Genomic DNA, 12,470 nt, shown 5'->3' with positions numbered 1-12,470 from the left:
CGGGTGATGGCATATCCGTAGGTTTCCTCGCGGTCGATGATTTCGAGCACGCATCCTTCGAGCGTGCCCTTCAACATCTCCGTCAGGTCATCCATCGCGAGCCCTCCTCAGCCCTAGCAGTACTCCGTAGTACCGAGTACCACTACACTGTATCACCGAGTAGCGTCAGGATGCGGATCGACCGATTGCATCGAGGAGTCGCAGTTCCTCCTCCGCGAGCCGGACTGATCCCGCCGCCACGTTGTCGACGAGGTGTTCCGGGTTGCCCGTCCCCGGGATGACCAGCACATGGGAACCTTGCTGCAATATCCATGCCAGGCGGACCTGCGCAGGTGAGACGCCATGCGCGCGGGCCACGGCTTGGACCTCGTCGTGCTCGGCCCGGACGGCTCCGGACTCGCGTCCCTGACCGGCGATGGAGAAGAAGGGCACGAAAGCGATACCGCGCTCCGCGCATGCCCGGAGCATGTCCTTTCCGCCGGATGCGTCGACGTCGACGCCGTAGCGGTTCTGGACGCAGACCACCGGTGCGATCTCCTGGGCCTGGGCCAAGTGCTCCGGACGGGCACCGGAGATGCCGAGGTTACGGACGAGTCCGGCGTCGCGCAGGTCGGCGAGAGCCCCGAAATGCTCGCTGATGGAGTCCTGGCCCATGAGACGCAGGTTGACCAGGTCGACGTGGTCGCGGCCGAGTTGGCGCAGATTCTCCTCGACCTGGCCGCGCAGTTGGTCGGGCCGCGCCGAGGTGGCCCACTCCCCGCCGGCGTCTCTGGCCGGGCCGACCTTGGTAGCGATGACGAGATCGTCCGGGTAGGGCTCCAGCGCCGAGTTGATCAGCTCATTGGCGGAGCGCAGCCGGGAGAAGTAGAACGCCGCGGTGTCGATGTGGTTGACGCCGAGTTCGACCGCGCGGCGGAGTGTGGCGATCGCCTGGCTGCGATCTCTTGGGGTGCCCTCGTGGAAAGCGGCACTTCCGGTCAAACGCATGGCGCCGAAACCGATCCGGTTGACCTTGCGGTCGCCGAGCATCCACGTGCCGGCGGCTGCGGCATCGACCCTTTGAGACGTCATCTTTTCCATCTTTTCCATCAGCTCCATCTGATCGGCCATCGCCGTTCGACGGTTCAAGGCGTGGCGGTCCTGGAGTATGTGCAGGTGACAGGTGCGGTGGGAAGGTGCGGAGTGGTGGGGAGTTCGGAAGGGCACCTCGGCACCGGGCCTCCTCCAGGCGTCGTCGCGCGGAACACGCGCAGCGCGTTCACCCCTGCGAGCTAATTGCACCGCTCTGACGAGGGACGGAAGAGCAAATGGGGGATCGCGCCCATGCCCGGCCGGTTGACTGACGCTCCTTGACGATCTGTCGGCAGAGCAGAGGGGCACCGGGCATGACCGGACAACCGCAGGACCAGACGCAACAGGCGCAGCAGGCTCAGCAGGGGCCTTGGAATCCGGTGGCCACCCTGGAACAGGTCGGCCTCCTCGCGCTGGGGGCCGTCGATCTCGTACTCGACCAGGTGCGGCAGGCGACAGACCGGGGCCAGAGCGCGGTGCGGCGTTCCGATGTGCGTGAGCTGGTCGCGGACGGGCTGAAGGACCTGAAGGCGCGCGGGGAACTCGCCTCGCGGCGGGCGGCCGCCGCGGACAGCGACAACTATTTGGAACTGATGGCCTGTCGGTCCGTCGAGCGGAGCGCGCGTACCGCGGCCGCCGCACAGCCCGAGAACACGGTGCCGCGCCATGCGTGACGATCTGGCGTTCCGGCGGCGCATCGACGCGTATCTGTGTCGACTTGTCGATGAAGAGGAGACCGAGCTGCTGCGGCTGTCCGGTGAACTCGCCCCCTTATGCGCCCAGTTGCGCGCCTCGCTGACCCGGGGCAAGCGTCTGCGCGCCGCCTTCCTGTATTGGGGCTGGCGCGCCTCGGGCCAGCCGGACTGCGACGGGGTGATCCGTGCCGCGGCCGCCATGGAGCTGGTGCACGCGGCCGCCTGCACGCACGACGACATCATCGACGACAGCCGTCTGCGCCACGGACTGCCCACCGCCCATGTCGCCTTCGCCGAGGTCGGCGCGCCCCGCTGGAGTACCCGCGACCCGCTCCCCGGACCCGTACCGCACATCGCTGTACGGCAGGAGCAGCCCGCCGCGCTCGCCATGATGCTCGGTGACCTGCTGATGGGATACGCGGCCCAGGTCTTCGCCACGTGCGGCCTGCCCGGCGCGTACGTGGCTCGGACGGTGCCCCTGTGGTCGACGCTGCTGCGCGAGACCATCGCGGGCGAATTCCTGGAAGTACTGCGCACCGGCAACGACACACCTGAGATCGCGGAATCGCTGGAGGTCGCCCGCTACAAGACCGCCAAGTACACGGTGGAACGGCCGCTGCACATGGGCGCCACACTCGGCGGCGCCTCACGGCAGGTGATGGAAGCCTTCACCGCGTACGGGCTGCCGCTCGGCGAGGCCTTCCAGCTCCGCGACGACCTGATCGGGACCTTCGGTGATCCCGCCGAGACCGGCAAGTCGAACCTGGACGACCTGCGGGATCGCAAACCCACCGCGCTGCTCGCCACGTCCCTCACCCTCCTGAGCCCCCCTGACCGCCGGCTGCTGGAGAAGATCCTCGACGACCCCGCACTGGACGAGTCCGACGCGGCGCGGGTGCGGCAGCTGATGGACGAGTGCGGAGCACACAGACGCGTCGAGGAAATGATCTCGGAGCGGGTTTCGCAGGCCCGTAGCGCCCTGGACTGCGCGGCGCTGCCGATCGAAGCACGTGCGGCGCTGGGCGAGTTGGCCACCTCGGCGGCCGACCGGGCGTGGTGAGGGCCGCTCCGCGCCGTCCTCCGCCCTGACTCCCCCACCGTCCTCCCGCGCCCCGCGCCGGAACCCGTCCCGCTGTACGAGCAACACACACGCGCCCCCGCACGCCACACACAGGAGCATGCCGTGACCACCGAGAAGACACCGAAGCACTACACCGACGCGACGCTCGACGAACTGCGCACCCAGGGCGACCCCTTGGCGGACGCGACCGTGGCCGCCATGTTCGAGCGCGGGGAGGTTCGGGACTTCAACACCCTGATGCGGTTCTTCAGCACCGCCGGCCACAAACTCCCCGACGGGCTGCCCCAGTCGGCGACCTCATTCCTGGAGGCCACGGGCATGCCGCCGAAGTGGGTCGACTGGGACATCATGGAGCGCGCCCGTCTGTTCTTCATGGACAACGCCCCGCACATCAACACGGGCCTGTCCTTCGCCGCGATGCCTGCCACGTACGCGGTTCCACGCGTCGCCAAGCTGCTCGCCTCCACCCACTCGATGGACTACCCGTCCCGTCGAATGGCGAACACCGGCCAGTTCGTCACCTACCTGATGCAGACCAACGCCTTCGAGGAGGGCAGCAAATTCATCCCCGCGGCCCAGAAGGTCCGGCTGCTCCACGCAGCCGTACGCCACCACCTCACCAAGTCCGGGCGCTGGAACATCGAGCGGGACGGCCTGCCGCTCTGCCAGGAGGACATGATCGGTGGGCAGATCTGCTTCTCGATCCTCGTCCTGGACGCCATGCACCGGCTCGGCATCCACATGAGCGAAGAGGGCGCGGAGGCCTACTACTACGCCTGGCGGGTCGTCGGATCCATCCTCGGCTGCGACATGGAAGCCGCCCCCGACAACCTCACCGAGGCCCGCGCGTACGCCGACCTCTACCTCGCCCGCAACCTCGGCCCGTCCGAGGACGGGGTCCGCCTGAACAACCAACTGATGCGGATGTACGAGGACGTGGTCCCCGGCACCCTCTTCGACCCCATCGTCCCCGCCACCATCCGCTTCCTCGTCGGCCCGACCATTGCCGACTGGCTCCAGATCCCCCGCAGCTCCTGGGACACCGCCGCCAAGGCCGTACCTGTCGTACTCGGCCTGCTGGAGGCGGTGGAGGACAGCGGCCCACTCGGCGAGTGGGCCCTGGACAAGGCGGGCAGCCTGCTCACGACCTTCGAACTGGCTTCGCTCACCCGTGGCAGGGTCATGCAGTACGCCATCCCGGAGGAGCTGAAGAGCGAGTACGGCGTACGTTCACAGGCGTCCCGCACCCACCGCTGGGTGCCCCCGGCTCCCACCCCTGCCGTGCTGTAGAAGGGGTGTCGGCCCCCGAGCGAGGGTCTCGGGGGCCGGGGCGCCCGTCGGGCGACTATGCGACTGCCGGGACCTTGGAGGCGTCCGTCGCGGCCGGGTAGTCGATGTACCCCTCCGCCCCTCCCCCGTACAGGTTCTCCGTCGGCGGCCCCGCGAGCGGGGTGCCATTGGCCAGACGGGCGGGCAGGTCCGGGTTCGTCATGAACAGACGGCCGAGGGCGACCACGTCCGCGTGCCCGTCCCGTACCAGCCGCGCCCCGGCGGCGGGGGTGCTCGGCGCCGGGCCGTTGGTGTTGGCGACGAGCGTTCCCGACCAGCGGGTCCGCAGATCAGCGATGGCTTCGTACGCGCCGTTCTCCAGCACGTGCAGATAGGCCAGGCCCAGCGGGTCCAGTGCGTCGGCGAGCGCACGGTACGTGGTGCGTGGGTCGGCCTCGGCGAGCTGGTTCTCGGCGTTGTCCGGTGAGATGCGCAGACCCACGCGGTCCGCGCCGGCCTCGGTGACGACCGCCTCGACGACCTCCGTCGCGAACCGCAGACGGCCGGTGACCGAGCCGCCGTACTCGTCCGTACGCAGGTTGGTGTTGTCGGCGATGAACTGCTGGATGAGGTAGCCGTTGGCGCCGTGGATCTCGACGCCGTCGAAGCCCGCCTCGATCGCACGCCGGGCCGCGGACGCGAAGTCCCGCACCGTCTGGCCGATCTCACCGACCGTCAGCTCACGCGGGGTCACGTGGTCGACCAGTCCGTCCCGGGTGAAGATCTGCTTCCCCTCGATGGCGACGGCCGACGGGGCCACCGGCAGCTCGCCGTCCGGCAGCGTCAGCGGGTGGGTCATCCGGCCCACGTGCCACAGCTGGGCGAAGATCGTGCCGCCCTCGGCGTGCACCGCGTCCGCCACCTCTCGCCAGCCGCGCACCTGCGCGTCCGTCACCAGACCCGGGATGCCGGGGCCGCCCTTGGCGAGCGCGTTGACGTACACGCCCTCCGTGATCAGCAGTCCGGCGCCGGCGCGCTGCCGGTAGTACGTCGCCGCGTGCGGGCTCGGCACCCCCGTCACGTCGTCGGCCCGGCCCCGCGTCATCGGGGCCATCGCCAACCGGTTCGCCAGGTCAAGCCGCCCCGCGCGGTACGGCTCCAGCAACTCCCGCATTCCCACACCCTCTTCCAGCACTTCCGCGTCCCCCATCCGTCCCGAAACGTCCCCGGCGCTCATGCGGCGCTCCGGTCCAGCGCGATGACCTCGACCTCGATCTGCCAGTCGGGCTGGGCCAGCGAGACGACCTCGATGAGGGTGTCGGCGGGGTAGGGCTCGGCCAGGAACTCGCTGCGCAGCGTGATCACATGCGGGAGGTTCGTCGCCATGTCCCGTACGAAGATGCCGACCTTGACCACGTCCGCGAAGGTCAGGCCGGCCGCCTCCAGCACGCGTCCTACGTTCCTGAACGCCTGCCGCCCCTGCGCCAGGAACCCGCCCTCGACGGTCGTCCCGTCCTCCTCGAAGCCCGCCTGCCCGGACACGTATACGAAGCCCCCGGCCCGGACGGCCTGCGATATCCGGTACGGCGCGTACCAGTCCGACGTGGTCGCGATCTTCTCAACGCGTCCCACGGCGGCCGCGCTCTCGGTGCTGGACATGACTCTCCCCTGTCTCGGCGGGGCCCGTCACCCGGACCCCGCACGGCGACGTTACGAAACGTTTCGTAACGCCACGGAAGTTAGACCATCCCGAGCGACCTGTCAAAACGAAACGTAACGTCACGCGAGCGGTAGAGTGCGTCCCATGACCCCCGATCCGAACAGTGAACGGCGCAGCGAGCGCGCCCGCCGGGCGATCCTCGACGCGGCGTTCGACCTGGTGAGCCGTAAGGGCTTCGCGAAGGTGACCATCGAGGCCATCGCCGCCCAGGCCGGCGTGGGCAAGCCCACGATCTACCGTTGGTGGCGCTCCAAGGGCGCGGTGGTGCTGGAGGCGATGAACGAGGAGATGGGCGCCGACTTCGCCTTCCCCGATACCGGCGACATCGCCGCCGACCTCACGACCCAGATCACCGCGGTGACCCAGCGGCTGATCACCGGCAGGATCAGCGAGGCCTTCAAAGGTGTCTTGGGCGAGGCCCAGAACGACCCCGCGCTGATGAAGGCATTTCGCGAAACGATCCTCGAACCCAGCATCGCGGAGTGCCGGGCCCGCCTGGATTCCGCCGTCGCCGCCGGGCAGCTCCGCTCAGACGTGCCCACGGACGTGATGGTCGACCTCTTCTACGCGCCGATCCACTACCGGCACTTCCTGGGCTTCGGCGACGACGCGGTCAGGCGCAGCGTCGACCTCGTTCAGGACGTCCTGCTCGGCCTGCAACCTCGGTCGGACGCGGGGTGAGCGTGCCCTCGTAGGGATGCTGTCCGCGCTGGTGAGGTGCTCAGGTTGTGTCAGGCCGGATGACCGGCGGTGATATCCCCTGCGTCGTGCAGCGTGAGTGCGGCCCGGTCGCCATGGTCGTGCGTAGCCGCCTCGGTGTGGGCGGCGATCGGGTCGAGGATGAAGGCGACGTGATCGCCCGCGTCGTGCCGGTCGTGGATGCGCCCGGTGAACCACGCGAGGGCGTCGGTCAGTACGGGGGCTCCCCCCGGCCCTTCGTGCCACGGCAGGCCGTCGAATTTGTCGGTGTCGGCGCTGCACTGGGAGCCGAAACGTGCGGCGAGGTCGTGGCGGTTCCGTGGCAGCAGGTGGACGGTGAGGGTGTGTGCTGCCAGGGCGAGCCGGTAGGTGTGGTTGGCCTTGGAGAGCCACACGGCGAAGCGCACGGGTTGCAGCGAGCACTGGCTCGCGAAGCCGACCAGACAGCCGGCTCGCCGGCCGTCCGCCGCCGCGGTGACCACGTACACGGAGGGATTCGCGAGTGCGGTGAAGGCCGCGATGTCCTCGTCGTCCATGTCCACCTTCCAAGGGGTCGCTGTCTGCCTGCCGGCCTGCTGCCGAGCTGTTCGACGCCTACGATCTCAGCGTCCGCCCGCCGGACGGCGCCTGACACTCCTGTCACCTGCGTCGCGGACGTGGTGATGGAAGACGGTTGCCCCGGGCGGCCGTGTTGATGCGTATCTGGCCCACGAGGTGCGCTCCCCCCTCGAGATCCGAGGTGAGAGGTGCGCGGCAGGCCAGGGCCTAAGCCCTGGCCTGCACATCGAGTTGCGCGCCCGCGCCGTTCAGCCCTCAGACAGCCATGACGCGCGCACTCCTATCCGGTCAGTTCAGGCCGTACTGCGCCCGGCTGACCACCTTGCCGTTGGTGAAGGTGAACGCGGCGGAGCCGAAGGTGCGGGACTGTTCGCACGAGTAGCTGGCGGACTTCGCACCGACCGCCTCCGCGTCGGCTATGCGCACGCACACACCCTTGCCCGCGATGCTGTGCATCTGGGCGATGGTCTTGCCCTTGGTGATCTTCTTGTACTTCGCCTTCGTCATCTTGCCGTTCGACTGCTTACCGTCGAGGCCGCCCTGCGACTTCATGGCGAGCTTGCCGTTGCCGAAGGAGAACATCGCGGAGCTGTATTGCTTGTTGCCCTTGCACTCGTACACCTTGCTGGAGTAGCCGGAACCGCCGCTGCTCGAAGTGAGCTTGCAGGCGCCGCGGCCGGCGGCGGTGTGCATCTTGGAGATGCTCGACCCCAGCTTGACCTTGTCGTACTCGGCGCGCGTGATGGTCGGCGAGGCCGCCTGCGCGGCGGGGGCCAGGGCGGCGGTGAGAGCGGCGGCGAGCACACCGGAGACGGCCAGCGTCTTGCGTGACATGCGTGTTCCTGTTCTTGCTGGGGTGACATACCCGTGAGTGATACGGCGGAGACGCGGCCCGCACCCGCCGCGCGAGGCGAGCGGAGCGAGGACCTGCGTCCCCAAATGATCTTGACTCCCGAGGTGGCTCGTTGGTTGTGCTCCCGCCAAAGATTTACGCCGTGGGCCACCACGGTGCGCGAGTGTCCCGCAGCGTGTTGGTGCCGCAGTGCACCTCACCCAAGCCGATGTGGTACGTGTACCAGTCGTCGATGTAGGTCGTGGTGAATCCCGCCTTGGCGTACACGGAGTTCACCGCCTCGGTGAAGATGTCCCGGCCGTCGATGACCGGCCCCCACTGCTTGGGTGCCAGATAGCGGGTCGGGCTCAGCAGGACGCCATTGACTGCGCCGGGGACGTAGGCGCTGTTCGGCCGGACCGCGGCGGCGTCAGCTCCGGCACCGCCCGCCGAGCCCCGGCCGCCGCGCGCCTCGTCGGCGCCGCGCAGCTGGTTGAACTCCTTCAGGGTCTCGGGGCCCATGCGGCGCAGCTTGCGGCTGCCGCTCAGGTCCGCGCTCGTGTCGGAGTCCCGCGTGTACAGGCCGGGCACCCGCACGATCTCCGCGTCGGTGACGCCGGTCTCACGCTTGAGGATCTCCAGGTTGGCCTCGATGCGTTTGGCCGCCACCTTGTTGTCGGTGTGGAACGAGGCCTTGGCGAGTACCTGGTCGATGGTCTCCTTGGGCGCGGGGACATCGGTGCCGCGCGGGACGGAGAACATCTTCTTCGCGCCGTGCCCGTCCCGCTTGGCCTTGCGGAGCAGCTCCACCCCGGCGGCCGGGTCGGCGACGCCGATGCGCCAGCCGCGCTCGGTGTCGGCGGGCAGGAACTGGACGAACTCGTCCACGTGCCCGACCGCCAGCCACGACGTGTCGAGCAGCAGCGGCGCCTGTGCGCCCTGCGAGGACAGGAACGTACGCATCGACTTGGCGGGCTTGGAGCCGGAGTCGGCCCGGTAGCCCTGGATGATGCGTCCTGCCGGGTAGCTCTTGCCGTTCAGCGTGTACGGCGGAATGGTCTCCAGGTTGCCCATGGAGTTGAGCGTCCACTCCTCGTTCACCGTCGGCTTGCCGACCTGGACCACGCCCACGTCCGGCCCGCGCAGCTTCTCGAACAGCTCGCGGCCCGCTTCGCGGTCGGGCTGCGCGGACCGGATCATGACCCGCATCGTGTGCTGCTTGCCTCCCGGGCCCGGCATGCCGGCGTAGGCCGGCTCGACGAAGTCCTGCGCCCACGGGTCGCCGTACTTGGTGAAGGTCTTCAGCGGCTTGTCGATGCCGGCGTCCTTCACCTGCTTGGCCAGTTCCTTGACGAACTTGCGCTGGTCACGGCCGTAGGAACCGGCGCCCTTCACCTTGGTGACGAGGACTTCCTGGGCGCGTTGCAGGTGATGGTGGGTCAGTACGGGTGCGGTGCGCAGCACGACGTCGTCGGAGCGGGACGTGCCGCCGCCGGTGACCGTGAACCGGACCTTCACCTCGCCGTTCCACTTCCGTGCGTCGCGCACCACGTCCGTGGCCTCGACGCCCAGTTCGACGCCGGCGCGCAGTTCCGCGGCGGACAGCCGGTCGGTGGGCCGCAGCAGGGACCAGCGGCCGTCGCGCTTGATGAACAGACGCGCCTTCTTCGCGTCGGCACCGATCGCCTTGACGGTGCCGTGGCTGCCGGCCGTGGTCTCGGGCAGCGGCACGGTCCTCAGGCGGGCCAGGTCGGCCGCGTCACGCGCGCCGTTGACCTTGGTGTCGGAGCCGTCGTTGCACTTGGCGAGAATCGCGTCCGACAGGGGCCTGCCCTGGGCGTCCTTGACGGGACAGCGCTTCGCGTCGTCGTCGATGTTCGGCAGCACGATGGCGCCGCGCCGCGCCGTCCAGGTGTTCTCGCCCGCCGAGTCGCTCGTACCCTCGACGTCGACACTGCCGTCCCGGTTCACGTCGGCCCGCAGGTCGGGGACTTGGGCCGGTGCGTCCCGGGCACCGGAATCGGCCATGGCAGTGGCTCCTGTGGCCGCGAGTATCCCGGCTACGCCGGTCGCGAGAGTAACGTTTCTCCATCTGTGCGATCGCACAGTTCCCCTCCTTGGTCCCCGGCCCTCTGGTCAGGTGGTCGGTCGGCGAGGGCCGTTGACCTTAAGGAGGCGCGAGGAGCCCGAGAGGTTGTCAAGGCGCCGGGAATTGTCCGAGATCACAGACTTCGCAGGGACAACAGGCTGGGGGACGACAGGCGTACGGGACGCGTACGTAACAGAATTCGCCGTAACGCTTCTCCTGGTTCACGCGTGACTGGTGGGCTGACCGCGCTCAACCCAACGATCACAGGAGGCGTGCGTGAATCTGGTTGTCAACGGCGACGCGGAGAGCGGGGCGGGCGGCACCGCCGACCCCGTCGCGGAGGTCCGCGGCTGGCGGGTCGCTCAAGGGGCCCCGGCGCTCATCGCCTACAGCCTCGGCGGTGGTTACCCGACCGCTGCGGACCCTGGTCCGGCCCGGCGCGGCAGCCGCTTCTTCTCCGGCGGCAACAGCGCCCGTACCGCGCTGGTCCAGGACATCCCCCTGCCCGGGACCGGCCCGACCGGGCGCCGGGCCGTGGACGCGGGACGGGTGCGCTACACCCTGTCCGCCTGGCTCGGGGGCTACGCCGGTCAGGAGGACGGCGCCCGGCTCTCCGTGGAGTTCCGTGACGCCAAGGGCACGCCGGTCGCCCTGAGCGTGCTCGGCCCCGTCGGTGCCGGGGACCGGGAGGGCCGTACGGGCCTTGTGGAGCGGACCGCGGAGGCCGCCGTGCCGCCCACCGCCCGCTCGGCGCGGCTCCTCCTCGTCTTCACCCGCAGCGGCGGCGGCACCTCCAACGACGGCTACGCGGACGCCCTCTCCCTCACCCTCAGCGCCGACGGAGGCCCCCGATGACCGTCAACCGCCGTGATCTGCTGAAGGCCGCCGCGGCCGCCGGTGCCCTCAACCTCGCCTGGCCGCTGGCCGCGGGGCTCACCCCCGCGCAGGCCCGTGAGGCGGCCGAGCGCCTGGGCGCCGAGTACGACCCGGCGCCGTTCACGCTCGGTGTGGCCTCCGGAGATCCGCAGCCGCACTCGGTGCTCCTGTGGACCAGACTCGCGCCCGAACCCCTCGCGGCCGAGCAGAGACTTCCCGAGGTCGTGGAGGTCGACTGGGTGGTCGCCAGGGACTCCCGGCTGCGGCACGTCGTCGCCAGCGGCACCGCGCCGGCGTCCGCGACGCTCGGCCACAGCGTGCACGTGCCGGTGGGCGGTCTCACGCCCGGTCGCCACTACTGGTACGCGTTCAAGGCGCTCGGCAGAACCAGCCGCGTCGGGCGTACGAGGACCGCGCCGCGCGGCCGGGTCTCCAAGGTGACCTTCGCCGCCGCCAACTGTCAGGCGTTCCACGACGGTTTCTACGCCGCGCACCGAGGTATCGCCCGCGAGAACGTGGACTTCGTCGTCCACCTCGGCGACTACATCTACGAGCACGGTCAGGTCGGCGGCGTACCGGAGGCGCACGTACGCGACCACGACGGGCCGGAGATCCTCACGCTCGCCGACTACCGCAAGCGGCATGCCCTGTACAAGGGCGACAAGTCGCTGCGCGAGGCGCACGCCGCCCATCCGTGGTTCCTGACCTGGGACGACCACGAGGTCGTCAACGACTACAGCGGCACCGGGGGCGGGGCCCCGTTCATGCGCCGCCGCGCGGCGGCCTACCAGGCGTGGTTCGAGCACATGCCGCACCGCGACTCCTTCGGCGGCATGGCCCTGCCCGACCCCGAGATCCACCGCGTACGCCGCTGGGGCGACCTGCTCGAACTGAGCGTCCTCGACCTGCGCTCGTACCGCTCCGCGCAGAACCTGGCCGACGGGACGATCCTCGGCGCCGAGCAGAAGGCCTGGCTCAAGCGGACCGTGGACCGCGCCCCGGACTCCTGGCACGTGTGGGCCAACTCGATCATGCTGAGCCAGCTGCGGGGCAGGCCGGGCGGCTCGTACATGTTCACCGACCAGTGGGACGGCTTCCTCGCCGAGCGCAAGGAGGTCCTCGGACACGTGCACAAGAGCGGACTGGAGGACCTGGTCGTCATCACCGGCGACTGGCACTCGGCGTTCGTCGACGACATCCGCACCGACTTCGACCAGCCCGACTCACCCCTGGTGGGCACGGAGTTCACCGCCCACTCGGTGACCTCCGGCGCCTATTCGCCCGAGTGGAACGCCGCCAACGGCCCCCTCATGGGCAAGGCCAACCCGCACCTGAAGTACTTCGAGGGCAATAGGTACGGCTACGACGTGTACGAGGTGACGCCTCGGCGCTTCACCACGCACATGCGCGTCATCGCCGACCGCCGCGACCCGGACTCGCCCGTGACCACGCTGACGAAGTTCCACGTGGACCGCGGCAAGGCCGGTTCTTACGAGGATGAGGGGACCAAGAGGTCGCCTGCGCAGTACCGCAGGGACGAAAGCCTGCGACGCCCTCCTTCTGGAACATGACCGTCACCG

At 69.5% G+C, this 12,470-nt stretch carries 12 protein-coding genes and 1 pseudogene; 6 read left to right on the top strand and 7 right to left on the bottom strand.

The annotated features are described in order from the left end of the window. Positions 1 to 95, bottom strand: a pseudogene (locus IG54_RS0113030) (PadR family transcriptional regulator); the annotation flags it as partial. A gap of 70 nt (positions 96 to 165) precedes the next feature. After that, positions 166 to 1,071, bottom strand: coding sequence for an aldo/keto reductase (locus IG54_RS0113025; RefSeq protein WP_030781843.1), 906 nt, complete (start codon positions 1,069 to 1,071; stop codon positions 166 to 168). Between the two features lie 314 nt (positions 1,072 to 1,385). Here IG54_RS0113025 and IG54_RS0113020 point away from each other — a divergent pair, with 314 nt between their 5' ends. The 3 genes from IG54_RS0113020 (at position 1,386) to IG54_RS0113010 (ending at position 4,137) form a co-directional block, all read left to right on the top strand. After that, the gene (locus IG54_RS0113020; protein WP_158708867.1) at positions 1,386 to 1,745 is read left to right on the top strand and encodes a hypothetical protein; all 360 of its coding nucleotides are present in this window, start codon (positions 1,386 to 1,388) and stop codon (positions 1,743 to 1,745) included. Then, positions 1,738 to 2,826 (top strand): polyprenyl synthetase family protein, encoded by a 1,089-nt coding sequence (locus tag IG54_RS0113015; RefSeq protein WP_030781838.1) that lies wholly within the window; start codon positions 1,738 to 1,740, stop codon positions 2,824 to 2,826. Before IG54_RS0113020 ends, IG54_RS0113015 begins: the two co-directional genes overlap by 8 nt. A gap of 123 nt (positions 2,827 to 2,949) precedes the next feature. Continuing rightward, complete coding sequence (locus IG54_RS0113010; RefSeq protein ID WP_030781836.1) at positions 2,950 to 4,137, top strand: oxygenase MpaB family protein; 1,188 nt, start codon at positions 2,950 to 2,952, stop codon at positions 4,135 to 4,137. A gap of 55 nt (positions 4,138 to 4,192) precedes the next feature. Here IG54_RS0113010 and IG54_RS0113005 read toward each other — a convergent pair whose 3' ends face one another. Next, a complete protein-coding gene (locus IG54_RS0113005) occupies positions 4,193 to 5,353 on the bottom strand; it encodes an alkene reductase (RefSeq protein ID WP_234336138.1) in 1,161 nt (386 codons plus the stop codon). After that, positions 5,350 to 5,775, bottom strand: coding sequence for a RidA family protein (locus IG54_RS0113000; RefSeq protein ID WP_030781830.1), 426 nt, complete (start codon positions 5,773 to 5,775; stop codon positions 5,350 to 5,352). The genes IG54_RS0113005 and IG54_RS0113000 overlap by 4 nt, the downstream gene beginning before the upstream one ends. Before the next feature lie 145 nt (positions 5,776 to 5,920). Between IG54_RS0113000 and IG54_RS0112995 the strand changes: the two genes are divergently transcribed. After that, on the top strand, positions 5,921 to 6,517 hold the full coding sequence (locus tag IG54_RS0112995; RefSeq protein ID WP_051819477.1) for a TetR/AcrR family transcriptional regulator: 597 nt from the start codon (positions 5,921 to 5,923) through the stop codon (positions 6,515 to 6,517). 50 nt (positions 6,518 to 6,567) lie between these two features. Here IG54_RS0112995 and IG54_RS0112990 read toward each other — a convergent pair whose 3' ends face one another. From IG54_RS0112990 to IG54_RS0112980, 3 genes are all read right to left on the bottom strand, one after another. Then, the gene (locus tag IG54_RS0112990; protein ID WP_037896978.1) at positions 6,568 to 7,071 is read right to left on the bottom strand and encodes a flavin reductase family protein; all 504 of its coding nucleotides are present in this window, start codon (positions 7,069 to 7,071) and stop codon (positions 6,568 to 6,570) included. 310 nt (positions 7,072 to 7,381) lie between these two features. Continuing rightward, complete coding sequence (locus IG54_RS0112985) at positions 7,382 to 7,927, bottom strand: hypothetical protein (RefSeq protein WP_030781821.1); 546 nt, start codon at positions 7,925 to 7,927, stop codon at positions 7,382 to 7,384. 154 nt (positions 7,928 to 8,081) lie between these two features. Continuing rightward, positions 8,082 to 9,953, bottom strand: coding sequence for a protein-arginine deiminase domain-containing protein (locus IG54_RS0112980; RefSeq protein ID WP_051819476.1), 1,872 nt, complete (start codon positions 9,951 to 9,953; stop codon positions 8,082 to 8,084). A gap of 337 nt (positions 9,954 to 10,290) precedes the next feature. Here IG54_RS0112980 and IG54_RS0112975 point away from each other — a divergent pair, with 337 nt between their 5' ends. After that, positions 10,291 to 10,869 (top strand): hypothetical protein, encoded by a 579-nt coding sequence (locus IG54_RS0112975; protein ID WP_030781815.1) that lies wholly within the window; start codon positions 10,291 to 10,293, stop codon positions 10,867 to 10,869. Further along, the gene (locus IG54_RS0112970) at positions 10,866 to 12,461 is read left to right on the top strand and encodes an alkaline phosphatase D family protein (protein WP_030781812.1); all 1,596 of its coding nucleotides are present in this window, start codon (positions 10,866 to 10,868) and stop codon (positions 12,459 to 12,461) included. Before IG54_RS0112975 ends, IG54_RS0112970 begins: the two co-directional genes overlap by 4 nt. Positions 12,462 to 12,470 lie beyond the last annotated feature (9 nt).

Source organism: Streptomyces sp. NRRL S-920 (assembly GCF_000717945.1).
GTDB classification, from domain to species: domain Bacteria; phylum Actinomycetota; class Actinomycetes; order Streptomycetales; family Streptomycetaceae; genus Streptomyces; species Streptomyces alboniger.
This window is presented reverse-complemented; position numbering and strand designations above follow the sequence as displayed.